Source organism: Streptomyces sp. NPDC044044, from assembly GCF_056434405.1.
Genome location: NZ_JBWKFG010000006.1, coordinates 278,355 through 298,789 on the forward strand (window position 1 = coordinate 278,355; position 20,435 = coordinate 298,789).

A 20,435-nucleotide genomic window follows, 5' to 3' on the forward strand; every position below is an offset into this window, starting at 1 on the left:
GTCAATCCCCAGGGGGGGAAATGGAAAAGGTTTCCTTTGTAATCCGGATGACAACCACGAAGGCAGCGAAGGCATTTGTAGTGGCGGCGTTGGCGGCCACGGCCGTCGGCCTCACCGCTCCGACGTCGAGCGCCTCCAGCGAAAGGTCGTGGGACGACGGCTGCCGGGGCTACTGGTACTCAACCGCCGGTCACGGGTACTGCAAGAAGGCCAACACGTGGTACTCCAACGGCTGGTACACGGACTACAACTGCAACAACGAGGTCGATGAGCAGCACTACGACAGGCTGCGCAACGGCTACCGGGGTAAATACGACACCTACGAGTGCACGTTCAAGATAAACAACACGGACGCACACCACTAGTTCACCGGCGCTGCGGGTGGGTCCGTCGTTCCGGCGGGCCCGCCCTGCAATTTGGGAATCCATCTATGACGACCATTCCAGTCGCCCGGTTGACCGCCCTCACCCAGGGATTCGGCCGCCGACGCATCATCGAGGGTCTCGACCTGTCCATCCAGCCCGGCGTCACCGGACTGCTGGGGCCCAACGGGGCAGGCAAGACCACCCTGTTCCGTACGCTCGCCACGATCACGCCCCCGCAGAGCGGAGGTCTTGAACTCTTCGGTGAGGCCGTCACCAGTGAGCGGGATGTGCGGCGGGTCCGTCCCCGCATCGGGTACCTCCCACAGGACTTCGGGTACTACCCCGCCTTCTCCGTCACCGATTTCGTCCGTTACTGCGCCTGGCTGCGTGAGGTTCCGTCCAAGGAGGCCGAGGCGGCCACCGACGAGGCGCTGGCTGCTGTCGGGCTGGACGACCGGGCCCGTGACCGGATGAAGTCGCTCTCCGGCGGCATGCTCCGTCGCGCCGGTATCGCCGCAGCCATCGTCGGCTCCCCTGCCCTCCTTCTCCTCGACGAGCCCACCGTCGGCCTCGACCCCGCCCAGCGCCTCGACTTCCGTGAACTCATACGTTCCCTCGCCCGCGCCGGCTCCGCCGTGGTGCTCAGTACGCATCTGGTGGAGGACGTGGGTGCTGCTTGCGACTCCGTCCTCGTCCTCAGCGACGGCCGGGTGGTCCACAGCGGGAGCCCACAGCAACTGGCAGAGCTGTCCACACCGACGGTTCCGGGGGACAGTCCGCTGGAGCGCGGCTACATGACGGTTCTGGGCAGTCGCAGGGACAGCCGCAGGGACAGCCGCAGCGACAGCCGCGGGCCTGCCGAGGAAACCGCATGCTGAACGCCTACCGCATCGAGTTGCGGCGCTCGCCCCTCCTCACCGCCTTCCCCGTGATGATCGCCGTGGATCTGCTGGTGCTCTTCGGGAGGTCCCGGTACTGGATCGGCGTGTGGCCCGAGGCGAGCGTGGCGGCGCAGATCGTCACGCTCTTCCTGGGACCCGTCCTCGCCGGTGTGTCCGCCTGGCAGGCCGGGCGTTCCTCCCGGTCGGGAATGCCCGAGTTCCTTCTCGCCGCCGCCCGGCCCGGCTGGCGGATCGAGGCCGTGCGGCTGGCCGCGACCCTCACGCTCGGTTTCCTCGCGTACGGGATCGGGTGCCTCACCGCCGCGGCCGTCTCGATCAGCGAGGCGGGACCGGGCTTCCTGTGGCCGTCCTACCTGCTGCTCGGCGCCTCGACCCTGATCATTTTCGCGTCCGTGGGGCATCTGGCCGGCCGCTGGTGGCCATCGGCGGCATTCACGCCCATCGTGTGCGCCCTGGGCTGCTTCATCAGCATGCTGGCCCTGCCGTTCAAGTTCAACGTCCTCGCGGGGCCGCCGGACACCCACATGAACGCGCTGCCGATCGCCCTTCGCCTGCTGTGCGCTCTCGCCCTCGCAGTCCTGGCGGTGACGGCACCGCCGCTGACGGGGAAGGCCGCGCGCCAGATGCCCCGCCGGAAATCGCCACGGCACGTACGCGGTACTGCCGTCGGTGCGTTCGTCGTCACCCTCACCGCGCTGGCCTCGACCTCGGCCGCCGGCGAACTGCGGGTGGAGCGTCCGTCCTCGGCGACCACGCCGCTGTGCGACCGTGCCGACGCCACAGCCCCGCGGGTGTGCGTCTGGCCCGAGCACCGGAAGTATCTGCCGGAGCTGACGCGGATGGCTCAGCGCCTCGGCCGTACCGATCAGTCCTGGGTCAAGACACCCGCCGTGTTCCACGAGTTCGGGCTCCGGCGAACGGACCTGGGAGACCGCGGCTTCGACATCGCCGAAGGGCACGTCCGCACCGCGGCGATCGCCATGTCCGACCAGGTGTTCACCGAGTCGATCGGCGACTGCAGCCCGCCCCACGACGAACGCGATGCGTGGCAGTCCATGGACAACATCTCGCTATGGCTCGAATACGAGGCAGTGGGACAGGACCCGGCCGTCGCCGACGAGGGCCTCCACATGGAGGGAGTCGACGCCGCCCAGCGCGAGGCGGCCAGAGCGGCGCGGATGCCGTCGGCTCAACAGCAGAAGTGGATCGAGCGGGAGCGCGGCCAGGTACTTCGTGAGAGGTCGTGGTGCAAGCCTGATGAATGGCGCTGATCTGCTCCGCTACGCACGCGTCCACCGGGCCGCGGCAGTCCTCTGCGGAACCGCGGCGGTCGCCCTGCTGTCGGCCTTCTTCGGCGGCACCGCCATCGCGCTTCCCTCCATCGGGAGCGGAGGAGTCACCACAGGCGTGCCGTACCGGCAGGAGCTTCCGCTTCTCACGGCGGTCTTCCTCTCCGCCGCTCTCGACGGGGCCATGTCGGCACACGACGCCATGGGCGCATCCACGATGCATCGCTTGCGCGCCGCGTACTGCACCGCGCTGACCTTGACGGTGTGCGCCTTCTCGTTCGGTGCCGAGGCCCTCGCCAACGGTCCGGAGTCCGGGATCGTCTTCGTCCGGTCCACCGTGATCTGGCTGGGCCTCGCCCTGCTGTCCGCCCGTGCGCTGGGGCAGCAGCTCAGCTGGGCCGTCCCGCTGGCCTCGGTCCTCTTCCTGGTCTGGTATCCCCTCAACTGGTGGGACTGGACGGCCAACCCGGCCACCGACCTCTTCAGCTGGGCCGTCGCCGCCGTCGCACTGGCTCTCGGAGTCACCGCGACGGCAGCCACTCCCTGGCGCCGCAGAGCCTGTTCTCCGGCCGCGCGGTGACGCGCCGCTCCGGACCGGCAGTCAGGACGAGGCGCGTCGGCCCAGCGCGAACCGGCGGTGCAACTCCCGGACCTCGTCCGCCAGTTCAGGAGCAGGCCCCGCCACCGCCACCCCGGGCGCGACCTCCCCGATCGGGAGGGAGTTGACCGGTCCCGGTGGCGTGCCCAGTTCCTTCAGCCATGACGTCAGTTGTGCCGACGACGCCGCGTACGCGATGCGGCCCAGGCCCACCCAGGCGTGCGCCGCCGAGCACATGGGGCAGTGTTCGCCCGAGGTGTAGACCGTGGCGCACGCCCGTTCCCCGGGCGGCAGGTTCTCCGCCGACCAGCGGGCCAGTTCGAACTCGGGGTGGCGGGTCTGGTCTCCGCCCGCCACTCGGTTGCGGTCCTCCTGGAGGACCTTGCCGTCCGCCGACACCAGGAGCGAGCCGAAGGGTTCGTCGCCCGCTTCCAGGGCCTGCCTCGCCAGCTCCACGCAGCGGCGCAGGTGCGTCAGGTCCGTCTCCGTCGGCGGGCTCACGGGAGAGGTGGGCATCAGGACTCCGTCCACGTTCGCAGTAGTTCTTCGCGCTCCGCCGCCCTCGGCGTCCCGCCCTCATGGCGCCTGCCCCACTCCGCCATCGCCGCCAGGGTCGTCAGCAGCGTGCCCGCGCCCTGCGTCAGGCGGGACAGGAGCTCGCGGGAGAGGTCGTACTCGGTCTGTGAATACCCTGTCGCCGCCGCCGTGTACACCACCAGGCCCGTGTCGCCGTCGGCGTCCGTGACCCGCAGCGTCATCGTCGGCGCCTCGTCGCCCCCGCCGAGGCCCACCGTCAGGGCCATGTCCACCAGCACGCCCACGTTGCGCTTGAGGGACTTCACGGGGACGTCCTGCGCCGCCAGCGCGTGGACGTCCTCCCAGGGCCACATGCCCGCCTGCTTGTCGCCCAGGGCCACCACGCCCTCCGGCGTCAGCCGCACCCCCGCGGCGAGGCCCGACGGCTTCGCGCCCACGTACACGTCGCCCTCGGCGATCCAGAACAGTCCCACCATGGCCATGGAATTCCACTTCCCCCGCGACAAACACTTCTGGTCGACCACCGCAACGCGCGAAGGGGCCGGGAGGTTCCCACCTCCCGGCCCCTTCGCGACAACGCAGAACTACTGCTCCGACGACCTCTTCGGGCGCCACACCACCAGCGCGCTCGCCTGCTGCACGTCCTGGTACGGGACCAGGTCGCGGCGGTACGACGCGTGCACCGCCGCCTCGCGCTGCTGCATCGCCGCGGCAGCGCCCTCCACCGCCGACGACAGCTCCGCCACCCTCGACTGGAGCGCCGCCACTTGGTTCTCGAGCTCGATGATGCGCTTGATGCCCGCGAGGTTGATGCCCTCTTCCTGCGACAGCTGCTGCACCGTGCGGAGCAGGTCGATGTCGCGGGCCGAATACCTGCGGCCCCGGCCGGGTGTGCGGTCCGGGGAGACCAGGCCCAGGCGGTCGTACTGGCGCAGGGTCTGCGGGTGGAGTCCGCTCAGCTGGGCGGCCACCGAGATGACGTAGACCGGCGTCTCGTCGGTCAGTTGGTACGGATTTCGACGACGGCCGTCCATCTCATGCTCCCTTCGCGGCCTGGAACAGTTCTGCCCGCGGATCGTCGTCCGCAGTCGCCTTGCGGTAGGCCTCCAGGGCTTCCTTCGCCGTGTCGGTGAGGTCGGTCGGAACCGCCACCTCCACCGTCACGAGCAGGTCGCCCCGCGAGCCGTCCTTGCGCACCGCGCCCTTGCCCCGCGCCCGCATCGTACGACCGTTGGGGGTGCCCGGAGGCAGCTTCAGGGTGACCGGCGGGCCGCCCAGTGTGGGGACCTTCACCTCGCCGCCCAGTGCCGCCTCCGTGAACGTCACCGGCACCGTCACCGTGAGGTTGTCGCCCTTGCGGCCGAAGACCGGGTGGGTGTCGACGTGCACGACCACGTACAAGTCGCCTGCCGGGCCGCCCCGTTCACCCGGGCCGCCCTTGCCGCGCAGGCGGATGCGCTGGCCGTCCGAGACGCCCGCGGGGATCCGCACCTGCATCGTGCGGGACGACTTCGCCCTGCCCGAGCCCTTGCAGACCTCGCAGGGGTCCTGGGCGATGAGCCCGCGGCCCTTGCAGTCCACGCAGGGGTCGGTGAGCGAGAATCCGCCGCCGCCCCCGCGCGTCACCTGGCCCGTGCCGACGCAGGTCGGGCACACGCGCGGCGTGCCGTTCTTGTCGCCGGTGCCGGAACAGGCCTTGCACGGAGCCTGGGAGGACATGCGGAGCGGGACCGTGGCCCCGTCCACCGCCTCCGTGAAGCTCAGCGTGACCTCGGACTCGATGTCCTGGCCGCGCCGGGGCTGCGTACGCGTGCCCGCGCCGCCCGCCCCCGTCCCGCCTCGGTTGAACAGGCCCCCGAAGACGTCACCCAGACCGCCGCCGAAGCCGCCGGCACCGCCGGCGCCGCCCGCTCCACCGCCCGGGGCGCCGCCTCCGAAGAGGTCCCCCAGGTCGAAGTTGAAGGAGCCTCCGGCGCCGCCGCCTCCGGGACCCGCCCGGAAGCCGCCGTTGCCGAAGAGAGCACGCGCTTCGTCGTACTCCTTGCGCTTCTTGGGGTCCCCGAGGACGTCGTTCGCCTCGGAGATCTCCTTGAAGCGCTCTTCTGCCTTCGCGTTGCCCTTGTTGGCGTCCGGGTGGTTCTCGCGGGCGAGTTTCCGGTACGCCTTCTTGATCTCGGCCTCGGTGGCGTCCTTGGGGACGCCGAGGACCTTGTAGTAGTCCTTCTCGATGAAGTCCTTGGTGCTCATCCCCGACGTCCCTCCTCTCGCTTCACAACAGCTCCGTTACGTCAGCCCTCGTCCGGGCCACCGGTCTCCTTGTCCTGGACCCCGTCGGCGGGGGCCTCGGCGGATTCCTCGCCCTTGACCGTCTGCGCACCGGGCTGCGGCTCGGCCACGGCCACCCGCGCGGGGCGGATGGTGCGCTCGCCGATGCGGTACCCCGGCTGCAGGATCGCGACGCAGGTCGTCTCCGTGACGTCCGGTGCGTACGAGTGCATCAGGGCCTCGTGGATCGTCGGGTCGAAGGGCTCGCCCTCCTTGCCGAACTGCTGCAGGCCCATCTTGGCGACGACCGTCTCCAGGGCCTCCGCGACCGACTTGAACCCGCCCACCAGCTCGCCGTGCTCACGCGCGCGGCCGATGTCGTCGAGGCTCGGGAGCAGTTCGCCCAGGAGGTTCGCCGCGGCGATCTCCTTGACGGTGACCTTGTCCCGCTCCACACGGCGGCGGTAGTTCTGATACTCCGCCTGGAGCCGCTGGAGGTCCGCCGTGCGCTCGCCGAGCGCCGTACGCACCTGGTCCAGCTGCGCGATCAGGCCCGCGTCCTGGGCCGACTGCGCCGATGCATTGCTTGCTGCGTCCCCGGCCGGGGCCGCCGGGCCCTCCTCGGTGGAGGGCTCGGCGGCCTGCGGCGCCGCGTCATCAGGGGTGGCGCCGGAGGGGACGTCGGACTTCTCGGTGTCGTCACCGAAGCCCGGAGTCTCCTCGGTCATGCGGCGCCGCCCTTCGAGTCACCGGGCTTCTCGTCGTCGACGATCTCGGCGTCGACCACGTCGTCCTCCTTGGACATGTTCGGGGCCTCGGCGCCCTCGGCACCGGGGGCGGCGCCCTCGGCTCCGGCGGCCTGCGCGTCCGCGTACATGGCCTGGCCGAGCTTCTGGGAGACGGCCGCGACCTTCTCGGTGGCCGTGCGGATGTCCGCGGTGTCCTCGCCCTTGAGCTTTTCCTTCAGCTCTTCGACGGCGGACTCGACCTCGGTCTTCACGTCACCGGGGACCTTGTCCGCGTTGTCCGCGAGGAACTTCTCCGTCTGGTAGACGAGCTGCTCGCCCTGGTTGCGGGACTCGGCGGCCTCGCGGCGCTTGTGGTCCTCGTCCGCGTACTGCTCGGCCTCCTGGCGCATGCGGTCGACCTCGTCCTTCGGCAGCGAGGAGCCGCCGGTGACGGTCATCTTCTGCTCCTTGCCGGTGCCGAGGTCCTTGGCCGTCACGTGCATGATGCCGTTGGCGTCGATGTCGAAGGCGACCTCGATCTGCGGGACACCGCGCGGGGCCGGCGGCAGGCCCGTGAGCTCGAACATTCCGAGCTTCTTGTTGTACGCCGCGATCTCGCGCTCGCCCTGGTAGACCTGGATCTGGACGGACGGCTGGTTGTCCTCGGCCGTCGTGAAGATCTCGGAGCGCTTGGTCGGGATCGTGGTGTTGCGCTCGATGAGCTTGGTCATGATCCCTCCCTTGGTCTCGATGCCGAGGGACAGCGGGGTGACGTCGAGGAGCAGGACGTCCTTGACCTCGCCCTTGAGGACACCGGCCTGCAGGGCGGCGCCGATGGCGACGACCTCGTCCGGGTTCACGCCCTTGTTGGCGTCCTGGCCACCGGTCAGCTCCTTGACGAGCTCCGCGACGGCGGGCATACGGGTCGAGCCACCGACGAGAACGACGTGGTCGATCTCGGAGAGCTGGATGCCCGCGTCCTTGATGACGTTGTTGAACGGGTTCTTGCACCGCTCAAGAAGGTCGGACGTGAGCTGCTGGAACTGGGCGCGCGTGAGCTTCTCGTCCAAGTGCAGCGGGCCCTCGGCGGACGCCGTGATGTACGGAAGGTTGATCGAGGTCTCCGTGGAGGAGGACAGCTCGATCTTGGCCTTCTCGGCCGCCTCGCGCAGGCGCTGGAGCGCCATCTTGTCCTTGGAGAGGTCCACGCCGTGGCCGTTGTTGAACTGCTTGACCAGGTAGTCGACGACGCGCTGGTCCCAGTCGTCACCACCGAGGTGGTTGTCGCCGTTCGTGGCCTTCACCTCGACGACGCCGTCGCCGATCTCCAGGAGGGACACGTCGAAGGTGCCGCCACCGAGGTCGAAGACGAGGATCGTCTGGTCGTCCTTGTCGAGGCCGTACGCGAGCGCGGCGGCCGTCGGCTCGTTGACGATGCGCAGGACGTTCAGGCCCGCGATCTCGCCGGCCTCCTTCGTCGCCTGGCGCTCCGAGTCGTTGAAGTACGCCGGGACGGTGATGACCGCGTCGGCCACCTTCTCGCCCAGGTACGACTCGGCGTCGCGCTTCAGCTTCTGCAGGATGAACGCCGAGATCTGCTGGGGGTTGAACCCCTTGTCGTCGATGTCCACCTTCCAGTCAGTGCCCATGTGGCGCTTGACCGAACGGATGGTCCTGTCGACGTTCGTGACCGCCTGGCGCTTGGCCACCTCGCCGACCAGCACCTCGCCGTTCTTCGCGAAGGCGACGACGGACGGCGTGGTCCTGGCGCCCTCGGCGTTGGTGATGACGGTGGGCTCGCCGCCTTCAAGAACGCTGACGACAGAGTTAGTCGTGCCCAGGTCGATGCCGACCGCACGTGCCATTTCGATTCCTCCAGATGTACTTCTTGAGTGGATCTGGCTCAAGGATGCATGGTCGCTTCGCTTGAGTCAACAGAGCTGAGTCGGGGGCACTCAACTCTTATCCCCTGCTTACGCGCAGGTCGGGGGTTTCCGGGGTTGGTGCAGCACCCTGGCCGCGGCCCCGTCGTGGCTGGTCGCGCAGTTCTCCGCGCCCCTGGCGGGGCACCCCCGGGAGCGCCAGGACAACCGCGACTCGGCAAGGGTTGCCTGAGCGACGCAGATCACCGCCACGCTGGCTACAGTGCGGCTGAGTAAGTGGGTAGTCTCAGACGGACTGCATAAGTTACCGCTTAGTAATAGTTCGCCTCGCAGGCCCGAGGAGCCCCCAAATGCAACTCGCCGCGATCATCGTGTCGCTGGTCCTAATCGCGGTCGGCGTCGCGCTGTTCGGCCGTGCCATCGTGCAGATCTACCAGTTCATGCGGCTCGGCCAGTCCGTCCCGGCAGGCACCCGCACCGATCAGCCCGTGCAGCGCACCGTCACCGTGGCCAAGGAGTTCCTCGGCCACACCCGCATGAACCGCTGGGGCGTCGTCGGCGTCGCGCACTGGTTCGTGGCCGTCGGCTTCTTCTCGCTGCTCCTGACCATCGTCAACGCCATCGGCCAGCTCTTCAAGGCCGACTGGATGCTGCCGATCATCGGCGAGTGGGCGCCGTACAACATCTTCGTCGAGTTCCTCGGCACGATGACGGTGCTCGGCATCGCGACGCTGATCGTCATCCGGCAGCTGAGCAACCCCGACCGGCCCGGCCGCAAGTCCCGGTTCGCGGGCTCCAAGAAGGGCCAGGCGTACTTCGTCGAGGCCGTCATCCTCATCGTGGGCATCTGCATCTTCATGCTGCACGCCCTTGAGGGTGCCCAGCACCACGTGGACAGCTACGAGGCGTCGTTCTTCATCTCGTACCCGGTGGTCTCGGCGCTCGGGGACCTCGGCGTCTCCACGCTGCAGAACCTCACGTACCTCTTCGCCATGATCAAGATCGCGACGTCCTTCATCTGGATGATCACCGTCGCGCTCAACACGAACATGGGCGTCGCCTGGCACCGCTTCCTCGCCTTCCCGAACATCTGGTTCAAGCGCGAGGCGGACGGCTCCACGACCCTCGGTGAGCTGCAGCCCATGACGTCCGGCGGCAAGCCGATCGACTGGGAGGACCCGGCCGAGGACGCCGTCTTCGGCGTCAGCCAGGTCGAGCAGTTCTCCTGGAAGGGGCTCCTCGACTTCAGTACGTGCACCGAGTGCGGCCGCTGCCAGTCGCAGTGCCCCGCCTGGAACACCGGAAAGCCGCTCTCCCCGAAGCTCCTGATCATGTCGCTGCGCGACCACGCGCACGCCAAGGCCCCGTACCTGCTCGCCGGTGGCGGCAAGGACATGGAGGGCAACGAGAAGGCGACCGAGGAGCAGCTCAAGGACGTTCCCGCCGCCGCTCTCGCGGAGGCCGAGCGCCCCCTCATCGGCACCGCCGAGGAGAACGGCGTCATCGACCCCGACGTCCTGTGGTCCTGCACCAGCTGCGGCGCCTGCGTCGAGCAGTGCCCGGTGGACATCGAGCACATCGACCACATCGTCGACATGCGCCGCTACCAGGTGATGATCGAGAGCGCGTTCCCGTCCGAGGCCGGGACGATGCTCAAGAACCTGGAGAAGAAGGGCAACCCCTGGGGTCTGGCCAAGAAGCAGCGCCTTGAGTGGCTCAAGGAGCTCGACTTCGAGGTGCCGGTCGTCGGCAAGGACATCGAGGACCTCACCGAGGTCGAGTACCTCTACTGGGTCGGCTGCGCCGGCGCCCTGGAGGACCGCGCGAAGAAGACCACCAAGGCCTTCGCCGAGCTGCTCAACATGGCGGGCGTCAAGTTCGCGATCATGGGCGGCGACGAGAAGTGCACCGGTGACTCCGCACGCCGCCTGGGCAACGAGCCGCTGTTCCAGCAGCTCGGCCAGGAGAACGTCATGGCGCTGAACATGGCGTTCGGCGAGGAGCTCGACGACGACGGCAAGGTCACGCCCGACTCGGCCAAGCCGAAGACGGCGAAGAAGATCGTCGCGACGTGCCCGCACTGCCTCAACACGCTCGGCAACGAGTACCCGCAGCTCGGCGGCGACTACGAGGTCATCCACCACACGCAGCTGCTACAGCACCTCATCGACGAGGGCAAGCTCATCCCGGTGACGCCCGTCGAGGGCCTCATCACCTACCACGACCCGTGCTACCTGGGCCGGCACAACAAGATCTACACGCCGCCGCGCGAGATCATGTCCGCCGTCCCCGGCCTGCGCCAGCAGGAGATGCACCGCCACAAGGAGCGCGGCTTCTGCTGCGGCGCCGGTGGTGCGCGGATGTGGATGGAGGAGCGGATCGGCAAGCGCATCAACACGGAGCGGGTCGACGAGGCGCTCAGCCTCAACCCCGACATCGTGTCGACGGCCTGCCCGTTCTGCCTGGTGATGCTCACCGACTCCGTCAACGGCAAGAAGAACGACGGCGTCGCCAAGGAAGCCCTCCAGGTCGTGGACGTCGCGCAGTTGCTGCTCGACTCCGTGAAGACCCCGGTGGACCCCGCAGGTGAGGCCGAGACCGCGGACGAGCCGGAGCCCGAGCCGGTCAAGTAGCCGCGCTCCCGCACCGCCTTCAGGCCGGTTCCGCCCTCCGGGGCGGGACCGGCCTTTCGTGTGGAGCGGGAGGGGGGCATCATGTGCTGGTTGTTGTCAGCTGGGGCGGTCGGGGTGGGTGATGGGCATGCGCAGTGCCGGGATACGTGGCATACCTGGCGTCAGACGCGGGGGTGTCGTGGGTACGGCGGCCGTCGTCAGCTGCGCGCTGCTGCTCGCGGGCTGCGGCGGCACCGACGACGCGGGCAAGCCCGAGACACGGCACAGGCCCGTCAGCATGGCGGGCAAGGGCGCGGCGCAGCAGCCCGTCCCGCAGGGCAAGGGCAGCAAGGTCGACGACGACTTCAACGGTGACGGCGCCCCCGATCTCGTACTGGACGACCTGGTGCACAGCGGCCACGGCGACGACGCGGGCATCGGCGTCGTCTACGGATCCAGGAGCGGACTGCGGCCCGGGGCACGGCAGTTGCTGAGCGCGCGGACCAACGGGGCGCGCACCAAGGGCGAGTTGCCCGCGTCCTTCGAGTCGGAGGCGTCCTGCGACCTCGACAAGGACGGGTTCACCGATCTGCTGGTCTCCACCGACCCGCCCTACGACGGCATCGGCCAGCCGCCCGTGCCGCTGCAGATCCTCTTCGGCTCGCCCAAGGGCCTGACCGGCAAGGCCGTGAAGGTGAAGGTGCCCGCGCAGGCACGTTTCGGCAACGACTGGTCCGACCAGCCGGTGTGCGGCGACTTCGACGGGGACGGCGCCGCCGACCTCGTCCTGCACGCGAGCGGCGCCCGGCTCACCTACCTGCGCGGCCCGTTCAAGCGGACCGGCGCCCCGCGCGCCGCGGGCAAGCCCCTTGCCGCGCCCGGCAACGACCTCGTCACCGGCAGGGCCACGGACGTCGACCGCGACGGCTACGACGACGTCCTGGTCCGCAAGGCCACGAACGCGTCCGGCGCCGCGGCAGGCGCCCTCGTCCTGGGCGGCCCGAAGGGCCCCGCCGAGACCGGCGTGCTCTTCCCGGCGGGCACCGACATCGCGTTCGGCCGCTTCGGCAAGGCCAAGGCGACGGACGCGGCGATCGCGGGCCCGGCGGGCGTCGCCCTGCGCTACGACGTGCCCGGCACCCTGCGCGGCACGCTGGAGGCGAAGAACGTGGCCGTGGACGCGGGCGACCTCGACGGGGACGGCCTGAGCGAGCTCGTCCTGAGCGGGGGCGGCAGCGGAAGCGGGGGCGGCGCCGGTGAGGTGCGGGTCTTCCGGGGACGTACGGCGGGGATCGACGCGAACGCCACCGCGACGGTGATCCCCTCGGCCAAGGGCACCACGCAGGTCCTGGCCATCGCGGACTTCGACGGGGACGAGCGGGCCGATCTGATCCTTCGTACCTACCGGGGAGACGGCGAGGACACGGTGGGGGTGTATCCGGGGGTCAAGGCCGACCTGGTCGCGCGCAAGCCCCGGCTCACCTTCTCCACACAGGATTTCCTGGCGCTCGGGGACGGTGCGTGAGAGCAGCGCGGCGGCTGGGCCTCGTGGCCCTCTGCTGTACGGCGGCTCTGCTGGCCGGATGCGCCGGATGCGGTGCGTCGGACGACGGGACCGGGACCAAGCGGTCCGGGCGGCCTGCCGCGGGCAAGGCGTCGAAGGACCCTTCGCCCAAGGACTTCAACGGCGACGGGTACGACGACTACGCGACCGTCCTGCAGTCCGGCCGCCTGACGGACCGGAACCGCGAGCGGACCACCTCCACGCTGACCGTGGTGTTCGGCTCCCCGGACGGCCTGCGGCCGGAGTGGTCGGTGAACCTCCCCGCGGGCCCCGAGCAGGCGGTGTTCGGCCGCCTGCTGCGGACCGACCTCGACGGCGACGGCTTCACCGACCTCGTCTCCTCGCGGCGCGCGTCCGGCTCCAGTGACACCGAGGCCTTCGCGATGTTCGGTGGCGCGCGAGGGCTCTCCGGTGCCACGCGCCTCGACGTGGACGGCTTCACGCCGGAGGCCGCCGGTGACTTCGACGGCGACGGTGCCACGGACCTCTTCGACGGCAGCCGGACCCTGTTCGGCCCCTTCGACCGGAAGAGGAAGGCACCGGCCCGCTCCGAGCCGGTGGACACACCCAACGCCTTCCCCCTGGCCGCCGTCACCGGCGACTTCGACGGGGACTCCCGCACCGACGTGGTGATGACGAACGAGTACCACGGGGACGACTACGAGCAGAACGACGACCCGCCCGCGGCCCCCGCGCAGGCCGTCTACTTCCGCGGCGGGGCCAAGGGGCTCGCCCGCGACGAAGGCCCGCAGGGCGAGCTCGCGGGAAGCATGGAGACCTACGACGGGCCGCGCGGCGGCGGCGCGGGCGACGTGGACGGCGACGGCATCGACGACTTCGTCGCCACCGGCGAGGCCGCCCACGGCACCAGCAAGCTCACCGTCATCCACGGCTCGAAGGCCGGGCTCGGCAGCGGCCGCACCTCCCGGGTCATGGAAGGGCGCGGCTCGACCTGGGGCAGCGGCCCGATGATCGGCGACGTCGACGGGGACCGACGCGCGGACCTGGTGGCGGGGCGGCCCGGCTTCCGCATCGTCGACCCCGACAGGATCCTCCTGCTGCGCGGCGGCCCCCACGGCCCGACCACGCAGCGGACCCAGACCGTGACCGGCGGGGACGACGGCCTGCCCGAGGGCGTCGCGCCGAACCAGCTGGAGCGTCTCGACCTGCTGGACGTCGACGGCGACCGCCGCCAGGACGTGGTCGTCTTCTCCCAGAAGTGGAAGAAGGCCCCGGGCCACTTCCTGGTCATCGGCGGCACCGGGAAGGGCCTGGAGACCGGGGGCATCCAGCACTTCACGGCCGACGACGTCGGTGTCCAACTCTGGCGCGAATAGCACCTTTTGGCACTCCCTGGGGTGCCCGGGAGACGGCGGAGCCCGTTCACTTTCCGGCCACCTCTCCGCCCCTGTCGCACAACCATTCGTACGCCTCACCAGTCACACCCCCGGAAGTATTTCCCCACTCCCGGGAGTCCCACGTGCGCGTACGTAATCTGGCCATCGCCGCCGGCGTCGCGGCCCTCGCCGCCGCGGGCCTGACGCTGCCCCTCGCGGGCACGGCGAGCGCCGCGTCGACTCTCAAGGACGACTACAACGGCGACGGCTACCGCGACCTCGCGATCGGCACGCCCGGCGCCAACTCCGTGACCGTGACGTTCGGCTCGGCATCGGGTGTGTCCGAGGGCCGCTCGGTCACCGTCACCCAGGACACCGCCGGGGTCCCCGGAGTCACCGAGGACGAGGACGAGTTCGGCGAGAACGTCACCAGCGGCGACGTGAACGACGACGGATTCGCGGACCTGATCGTCGGCGCCCCCGGCGAGAAGGTGACGGGCAGGCCCTCCGGCTCCGTCACCGTCATCAAGGGCGCGAGGAACGGATTCACCGGCGGCAGCCACGTCGTGAACGCCCCCGCCGACACCGCGGGCCGCTTCGGCGAGGCCACCACCTGGAACGACCTGGACACCGACGGCGCGCCCCAGCTGGCCGTGATCAGCGGCGACAACTGGTGGTACTACTCCAGTGCGGGCGAGGACGGCCGCGCGTACGGTCTTGAGGTCGACTTCATCCCCGAGGGCGCGCACCTCGACGGCATGGTCAGCGGCAACTTCAAGCACAAGGACGGCTTCGGCTACGTCCTGTACGGCGAGCGCGCCGACGGCGGCGCCTACACCGCCCACATGAACGGCGGCGCCGGAGACTACGGCTACCAGGCGGAGGTCATCGCCGAGGGCGCCGACCCGACGGCCACGCGGGACGCGGCCACCGCCGGTGACGTCAACGGCGACGGCTACGCCGACCTGGTCACCGGCAACTCCCGTGACGGCAAGGGCGGTTCGGTCACCGTGCGGTTCGGCGGCGACGACAAGTTCGGCGCCCCGGTGACGTACGACCAGAGCAGCGCGGGCGTTCCGGGCGCCGACGAGGCGGACGACGGCTTCGGCGCGTCCGTGGCCGTGGGCGACGTCACCGGCGACGGCCTCGCCGACCTCGCGGTGGGCGCGCCCGGCGAGGAGGTCGGCACGGTGGACGGCTCCGGCAGCGTGACGCTCCTCAAGTCCGCCGCGGGCAAGTTCACCTCCGGCAAGGCCTGGCACCAGGAGACCGCGGGCGTGCCCGGTGTCTCCGAGGCGGGCGACGGCTTCGGTGCGTCCGTCCGCCTCAAGGACATCAACAAGAACGGCAAGGCGGACCTGGCCACGAGCGCGGTCGGCGAGGACATCGGCACGACGGTGGACGCCGGGGCCGTGTGGAACCTGCGCGGCACGTCGACGGGGCTGACGTCGTCGTACGCGGCCTCCTTCAACGGGACGGACTTCGGGTTCGGCGGCGTGAGCTTCGGCCGGACGCTGCGCTGATCCTCCGGTTCTCCGGTCCTCCGGTCCTCCGGTCCTCCGGTCCTCCGGTTCTCCCGTTCTCCCGAACCCCTTACCCCTTATTCCTGTTATTCCTGGCAAGAGTTGGAGAGATCTCAGTGGCCAAGCAGCCGCGCAAGCCTGCGCGCAACAAGATCCTCGCGGCGGGCGCGCTCTGCGCCGCGACCGTGCTCGGCGTCTCCGGACTGACCGCGGGCGGCGCGTCCGCCGCCGAGCCCGCGAAGCCGCAGGCCGACTACAACGGCGACGGTTACGCGGACCTCGCGGTCGGCGTGCCCGGCGCGACGGTCGGCGGCAAGGCCAAGGCCGGGTACGTGAACGTGGTCTGGGGCGGCGCGTCGGGCCTCGGCAAGCACGGTTCGGCCACGGTCAGCCAGGCCACGGCGGGCGTGCCCGGCACGGTGGAGGCGGGCGACGCGTTCGGCACGGCCGTCGACTCCGGCGACATGAACGGCGACGGCTTCAGCGACCTGATCGTCGGCGCGCCCGACGAGGACAACGACGCGGGCATCTCCGCCGGGACCGTCGCCGTCGTGTGGGGCTCGGCGAGCGGCTTCAAGGGCGGCTTCACCGCGGCCAACGGCACCTACAGCGACAACAGTTACGGCGAGCTGCTCGCCACCGGCGACTTCGACAAGGACGGCGACCAGGACATCGCCCTCAACTCCCGCTTCGACGAGACCAGTTCGGTCGTGGTGCGGTCGGGACCGTTCACCGAGGGCTCGTCCGCGAAGCTCTCCCGGGTCGACGGCTGGCACTTCGGCGGACCCGTCGCGATGGTGGCCGGTGACTTCGACGGGGACGGCCGGGACGACCTCGCGATCTCCCACAAGGGCATGGAGGACGCCGGGACGAAGGTGCGGAGCCTCGACGCGTCCGGCGAGTGGCAGACGACGTGGGGCACGGGCGACTACACCGACACCGCGCTCGCCACCGGTGACTTCGACGGCGACGGCACGGCCGACCTGGCGATCGGCAACGTCCAGCCGAACCCGGAGGCGGAGTTCAACTTCTGCGAGAGCCGCCTCGGCGGGGCCATCGCCACGGTCTACGGCAAGCAGGGCAGCACGCTGGGCGGCGACGTCTCGTGCACGACCCAGGGCAACCCGCGGGTCGGCGGCAATGAAGAGGCCGAGGACAACTTCGGCGCGCACCTGGCCGTTGCGGGCACCGCGACGGACGGCATGGACGAGCTGATCGTCGGCGCCGACACGGAGGCCGTGGGCGCCGAGAAGAACGCCGGGACGTACTGGATCCTCGGCTCCCTCGGCACCGGCAAGGACCTCGTGGGCCCCGCGTTCAGCCAGAACTCCGCGGGTGTGGCGGGCACGGCGGAGGCGGGCGACCGCTTCGGGGCCGCGGTCGCGTCCGCCGACTACAACGGCGACGGCCGGGTGGACATCGCCGTGGGCGCGCCGGGCGAGGACGCGAAGTCGGGCGGTGTCTGGTACGCCCCGACCGCCGCGGCCGGCACGCCGGACCTGCCGGTGACGTCGGTGACTCCCGGGAAGCTGGGGCTCTCGGGCGCCAGTGGGTACGGGGCGGTGCTGAACCGCTGAACCGCTGAGCCGCTGCACCGCTGCACCGCTGAGCAGGTAGCGAGCCCAAGTCTTCCCGGGCGGGCGGGCGGAGGTTTCCGTCCGCCCGCCCGGGGTTCGACCACCCCCCTGAACCGCCCCTGAACAGACGACAAAAAAGACAGCCAGGAGCTCCCATGCCCAAGCACAAGCGCACCACCCCCACCCACAGACCCGGCCGCCTGGTCGCGGCAACCGCTGTCGCCGCGGCCCTCACAGGCGGACTCCTCACCCTCTCGGCGACCTCCGCGGTCGCGGCCCCCGCGGCCGCGCAGCCGGACGACGCCGACTTCAACGGCGACGGCGCGGCCGACCTCGCCACCTCGGCCGCCGGAGCCACCGTGGGCGGCAAGGACAGCGCGGGCCAGGTCGTCGTGACGTACGGCGGCGCCGAGCAGCGCCACGTCACGTACAGCCAGAACAGCGCGGGCGTGCCCGGCACCGCCGAGAAGGGCGACGTCTTCGGCGCCGACACCGCGTACGGCGACTTCGACGGCGACGGCTACGACGACCTCGCCGTGGCGGCCAACGGCGAGGACGTCGGCTCGGACGTCGACGGCGGCACGGTCCAGGTCCTGTGGGGCTCCCCCGGCGGCCTGTCCGGCGGCTCCACGATCACGGACCCGCGCCCCACGAAGCACGACCGTTTCGGCGGCCCCATGGAGGCGGGTGACTTCGACGGCGACGGCAAGGACGACCTCGCCGTCGGCGCCTCGTCGGGCGCGGCCACCATCGACGTCTTCGACGGCGGCATCAAGCGCACCGGCGCCACCGGCGGCCACTACACCGTGCTCCCGCCCATCCACAGCGGCGAAGGCGCGGGCCCCTTCACCCTGCACTCCGGGGACGTCAACGGCGACGGCAAGGACGACCTGATCGTCAACGGCTTCTCCACCGCCGACGACTACAACGCCAACCTCTGGCTGCCGGGCAGCGCGAACGGCGTCACCACCAGCGGCGTGCAGCGGCTGCCCGCGGGCTACATCACGGACGTGGGCGACACGGACGGCGACGGCTACGGCGACGTCATCATCGGCCTCACCTGGGACGAGGGCATCGACGGCGCCAACAAGGGCGGCACGGTGTACGTGGTCAAGGGCAACGCGAACGGCCCGTACGGCGGCAGCGAGGCCATCACCCAGGAGTCGCCGGGCGTCCCGGGCGGCAGCGAGACGGGCGACGCGTTCGGCGCGGAGCTCGACCTCGGCGACATCAACGGCGACGGCCACCTGGACCTGGTCGCGAGCTCCCCCGGCGAGGACCTGGAGGGTGTCTCCGACGCGGGCGCGGTCACCGTCATCTACGGCGCGGCGGACGGCTCCGGCCTCTCCACGCAGGGTTCCGCGCTCTACAGCCAGAACACCCCGGGCGTCCCCAACTCCGACGAGAAGAACGACTTCTTCGGCTCGGACGTCCACATCGACGACCTGAACGCCGACGGCCGGGGCGATGTCTCCGTCGGTGCGTACGGCGAGAACGGCTCCAACGGCGCGCTCTACATCCTGGACGCCCTCCCCGACGGCACCCTCGCGGGCACCTCCGGCGTCTACACGTCCACGGTCGGCATCTCGGCCACGGGCACGCCGCGCTTCGGCGCCAACTTCGCGGACTGACCGCCCGCTTCCTTCCTCTCCCGCCCCTCCCGAACACCGGGCCCGCACCCCTCCGTGCGGGCCCGGCCCATGCCTCCGGAGTCTTGATGCGCAACCCCACCCGTGTCCTCCTGCCCGCCGCCACGCTGGCGGCGGGCCTGCTCACCGCCCTGCCCGGCACCGCGACGGCCGCGCCGTCCGGCCTCGCGGGCGACTTCAACGGCGACGGGCGCCGCGACGTGGCGATCGCCGCCCCGGCCGCCACGGTCGGCGGCAAGTCCTGGGCAGGCCATGTCGCCGTCGCGTACGGATCGGCGTCCGGCAGCCCGGACCCGGCCCGCCGCACGGTCGTCAGCCAGAACTCGCCCGGCGTACCGGGCGAGGCCGAGAAGGACGACGAGTTCGGTCACCAGATCGCGGCGGCGGACCTGAACCGCGACGGGTACAGCGATCTCGTCGTCACCTCGTCGCGCGAGAAGGTCGGCAGCCACCCCGACTCGGGCACGGTGGTGATCGTCTGGGGCTCGTCGTCCGGCCTGTCCGGCGGCACGACGGTGGACAACCCCCAGCCGCTGCACGGAAGTTACTTCGGGCTCGGCCTGGCCGCGGGTGACTTCACCGGGGACGGGAAGCCCGACCTCGCCGTGTCCGCGCAGGGCGACACCGGCACCAATCCGTTCAAGATCCGCCTGATCCGGGGCCCGTTCACCAAGTCCGGCTCGACCGGTTCGGTCACGTCGTACGCCGCCCCGCTCGAAAGCCCGACCCTGACCGCGGGCCGGGTGAACGGCGACGCCAAGGCCGACCTGGTGGTCACCGGCAGGAAGACCAACAGCGACCACCTCGGGGCGGCCGTCCACTACAAGGGCACGGCATCCGGCCTGACCAAGGGCGCGACCCTGCGCGCGGGCACGACCGCCGCCATCGGCGACCTGGACGGCGACGGATACGGCGACATCGCCATCGGCAACCCCGACGAGCCCGGCGACGAGCCGTCCGGCTCCAAGGGCGGCGAGGTCAGCGTCGTATACGGCACCTCGTCAGGACCGAGCGCCACCCGCCGTACGACCCTGACGCAGAGCAGCGCGGGCGTGCCGGGCGCCTCCGAGTACGGGGACAACTTCGGCGCTTCGGTGGCCGTGGGCGACCTCGACGGCGACGGCCACGCGGAGCTTGCCGCCGGCGCCCCCGGCGAGAGCCTCGGTTCCGAGCCCGACGTCATCATGGGCGCGGGCTCGGTCACCGTGCTGCGCGGCTCCGCCTCGGGCCTCCGGACGACGGGCGCGATCACGCTCACCCAGGACAGCCCCGGCGTCCCCGGCGCCTCGGAGTCCATCGACGGCTTCGGCGCGACCCTGCTCGCCTCGGACATCGGCGCCGACGGCCGCCTGGACCTCACGGCGACGGCCTCCCAGGAGAACGACGACGCGGGCGCCCTCTGGCACCTCCCCGGAGCCGCGGACTCGCTCTACTCCACGACGTCGTCCACCAGTTTCGGCCCGAGCAAGCTGGGCCTGTCCACGAAGTACTCGGCCTTCGGCTGGGACCTCGCGGGCTGAATCGAGGCGTGCGCGCAGGGAGGGCAACCCTTGGCCAACCCCAGGTGTCACACAGGTGAATCAGCCACAGCGGTCACGTCAGTCGA

Annotated in this window: 17 protein-coding genes; 11 read left to right on the forward strand and 6 right to left on the reverse strand. The window is 70.7% G+C overall.

From position 1 onward, the window contains the following. Positions 1-47: 47 nt before the first annotated feature. The 4 genes from AC07AG_RS23780 to AC07AG_RS23795 all read left to right on the forward strand — a co-directional run bounded on the left by AC07AG_RS23780 (position 48) and on the right by AC07AG_RS23795 (position 3,136). Positions 48-365, forward strand: a complete 318-nt coding sequence (locus tag AC07AG_RS23780; RefSeq protein WP_478757435.1) for a hypothetical protein — start codon at positions 48-50, stop codon at positions 363-365. A 65-nt stretch (positions 366-430) separates the two neighbouring features. Further along, positions 431-1,243 (forward strand): ATP-binding cassette domain-containing protein, encoded by an 813-nt coding sequence (locus AC07AG_RS23785; RefSeq protein ID WP_478757437.1) that lies wholly within the window; start codon positions 431-433, stop codon positions 1,241-1,243. Then, entirely contained in the window at positions 1,237-2,538 is a 1,302-nt protein-coding gene (locus AC07AG_RS23790; protein ID WP_478757438.1) for a DUF7224 domain-containing protein, read from the forward strand. The genes AC07AG_RS23785 and AC07AG_RS23790 overlap by 7 nt, the downstream gene beginning before the upstream one ends. Further along, entirely contained in the window at positions 2,525-3,136 is a 612-nt protein-coding gene (locus AC07AG_RS23795; protein ID WP_478757440.1) for a hypothetical protein, read from the forward strand. Before AC07AG_RS23790 ends, AC07AG_RS23795 begins: the two co-directional genes overlap by 14 nt. Positions 3,137-3,157: 21 nt before the next feature. On the opposite strand, the gene AC07AG_RS23800 is transcribed toward AC07AG_RS23795, so the two are convergent. From AC07AG_RS23800 to dnaK, 6 genes are all read right to left on the reverse strand, one after another. Continuing rightward, positions 3,158-3,670, reverse strand: a complete 513-nt coding sequence (locus tag AC07AG_RS23800) for a nucleoside deaminase (RefSeq protein WP_478757442.1) — start codon at positions 3,668-3,670, stop codon at positions 3,158-3,160. Further along, positions 3,670-4,173, reverse strand: a complete 504-nt coding sequence (locus AC07AG_RS23805) for a hypothetical protein (RefSeq protein WP_478757443.1) — start codon at positions 4,171-4,173, stop codon at positions 3,670-3,672. Before AC07AG_RS23805 ends, AC07AG_RS23800 begins: the two co-directional genes overlap by 1 nt. A gap of 102 nt (positions 4,174-4,275) precedes the next feature. Beyond that, positions 4,276-4,725 (reverse strand): heat shock protein transcriptional repressor HspR, encoded by a 450-nt coding sequence (locus tag AC07AG_RS23810; protein ID WP_478757445.1) that lies wholly within the window; start codon positions 4,723-4,725, stop codon positions 4,276-4,278. Position 4,726: 1 nt separating this feature from the next. After that, entirely contained in the window at positions 4,727-5,938 is a 1,212-nt protein-coding gene (gene dnaJ, locus AC07AG_RS23815; protein ID WP_478757447.1) for a molecular chaperone DnaJ, read from the reverse strand. 41 nt (positions 5,939-5,979) lie between these two features. Continuing rightward, on the reverse strand, positions 5,980-6,684 hold the full coding sequence (gene grpE / locus AC07AG_RS23820; RefSeq protein ID WP_478757449.1) for a nucleotide exchange factor GrpE: 705 nt from the start codon (positions 6,682-6,684) through the stop codon (positions 5,980-5,982). Further along, positions 6,681-8,549, reverse strand: coding sequence for a molecular chaperone DnaK (dnaK, locus tag AC07AG_RS23825; RefSeq protein WP_478757451.1), 1,869 nt, complete (start codon positions 8,547-8,549; stop codon positions 6,681-6,683). The genes grpE and dnaK overlap by 4 nt, the downstream gene beginning before the upstream one ends. 368 nt (positions 8,550-8,917) lie before the next feature. On the opposite strand from dnaK, the gene AC07AG_RS23830 reads away from it, so the two are divergent. From AC07AG_RS23830 to AC07AG_RS23860, 7 genes are all read left to right on the forward strand, one after another. Further along, the gene (locus AC07AG_RS23830; protein WP_478757453.1) at positions 8,918-11,200 is read left to right on the forward strand and encodes a (Fe-S)-binding protein; all 2,283 of its coding nucleotides are present in this window, start codon (positions 8,918-8,920) and stop codon (positions 11,198-11,200) included. A gap of 127 nt (positions 11,201-11,327) precedes the next feature. Further along, positions 11,328-12,704 (forward strand): FG-GAP repeat domain-containing protein, encoded by a 1,377-nt coding sequence (locus tag AC07AG_RS23835; RefSeq protein ID WP_478757454.1) that lies wholly within the window; start codon positions 11,328-11,330, stop codon positions 12,702-12,704. Continuing rightward, positions 12,701-14,080: an FG-GAP-like repeat-containing protein gene (locus AC07AG_RS23840; RefSeq protein WP_478757455.1), complete on the forward strand. Its 1,380-nt coding sequence runs from the start codon at positions 12,701-12,703 to the stop codon at positions 14,078-14,080. Before AC07AG_RS23835 ends, AC07AG_RS23840 begins: the two co-directional genes overlap by 4 nt. Positions 14,081-14,223: 143 nt before the next feature. Then, positions 14,224-15,603, forward strand: coding sequence for an FG-GAP and VCBS repeat-containing protein (locus tag AC07AG_RS23845; protein WP_478757457.1), 1,380 nt, complete (start codon positions 14,224-14,226; stop codon positions 15,601-15,603). A 116-nt stretch (positions 15,604-15,719) separates the two neighbouring features. Beyond that, positions 15,720-17,180, forward strand: coding sequence for a VCBS repeat-containing protein (locus AC07AG_RS23850; RefSeq protein ID WP_478757458.1), 1,461 nt, complete (start codon positions 15,720-15,722; stop codon positions 17,178-17,180). A gap of 155 nt (positions 17,181-17,335) precedes the next feature. After that, positions 17,336-18,811: an FG-GAP repeat protein gene (locus AC07AG_RS23855; protein WP_478757460.1), complete on the forward strand. Its 1,476-nt coding sequence runs from the start codon at positions 17,336-17,338 to the stop codon at positions 18,809-18,811. An 86-nt stretch (positions 18,812-18,897) separates the two neighbouring features. Continuing rightward, positions 18,898-20,349 carry an FG-GAP and VCBS repeat-containing protein gene (locus AC07AG_RS23860; protein ID WP_478757462.1) on the forward strand — a complete coding sequence of 484 codons (1,452 nt, stop codon included), beginning with the start codon at positions 18,898-18,900 and terminating at the stop codon, positions 20,347-20,349. Positions 20,350-20,435: the final 86 nt, after the last annotated feature.

Excerpts from the sequence above, each read along its gene's own strand:
- AC07AG_RS23780 (WP_478757435.1), top strand. The coding sequence starts at position 48 with ATGACAACCACGAAGGCAGCGAAGGCATTTGTAGTGGCGGCGTTGGCG.
- AC07AG_RS23785 (WP_478757437.1), top strand. The coding sequence starts at position 431 with ATGACGACCATTCCAGTCGCCCGGTTGACCGCCCTCACCCAGGGATTC.
- AC07AG_RS23790 (WP_478757438.1), top strand. The coding sequence starts at position 1,237 with ATGCTGAACGCCTACCGCATCGAGTTGCGGCGCTCGCCCCTCCTCACC.
- AC07AG_RS23795 (WP_478757440.1), top strand. The coding sequence starts at position 2,525 with ATGAATGGCGCTGATCTGCTCCGCTACGCACGCGTCCACCGGGCCGCG.
- AC07AG_RS23800 (WP_478757442.1), bottom strand. The coding sequence starts at position 3,670 with ATGCCCACCTCTCCCGTGAGCCCGCCGACGGAGACGGACCTGACGCAC.
- AC07AG_RS23805 (WP_478757443.1), bottom strand. The coding sequence starts at position 4,173 with ATGGCCATGGTGGGACTGTTCTGGATCGCCGAGGGCGACGTGTACGTG.
- AC07AG_RS23810 (WP_478757445.1), bottom strand. The coding sequence starts at position 4,725 with ATGGACGGCCGTCGTCGAAATCCGTACCAACTGACCGACGAGACGCCG.
- dnaJ (WP_478757447.1), bottom strand. The coding sequence starts at position 5,938 with ATGAGCACCAAGGACTTCATCGAGAAGGACTACTACAAGGTCCTCGGC.
- grpE (WP_478757449.1), bottom strand. The coding sequence starts at position 6,684 with ATGACCGAGGAGACTCCGGGCTTCGGTGACGACACCGAGAAGTCCGAC.
- dnaK (WP_478757451.1), bottom strand. The coding sequence starts at position 8,549 with ATGGCACGTGCGGTCGGCATCGACCTGGGCACGACTAACTCTGTCGTC.
- AC07AG_RS23830 (WP_478757453.1), top strand. The coding sequence starts at position 8,918 with ATGCAACTCGCCGCGATCATCGTGTCGCTGGTCCTAATCGCGGTCGGC.
- AC07AG_RS23835 (WP_478757454.1), top strand. The coding sequence starts at position 11,328 with ATGCGCAGTGCCGGGATACGTGGCATACCTGGCGTCAGACGCGGGGGT.
- AC07AG_RS23855 (WP_478757460.1), top strand. The coding sequence starts at position 17,336 with ATGCCCAAGCACAAGCGCACCACCCCCACCCACAGACCCGGCCGCCTG.
- AC07AG_RS23860 (WP_478757462.1), top strand. The coding sequence starts at position 18,898 with ATGCGCAACCCCACCCGTGTCCTCCTGCCCGCCGCCACGCTGGCGGCG.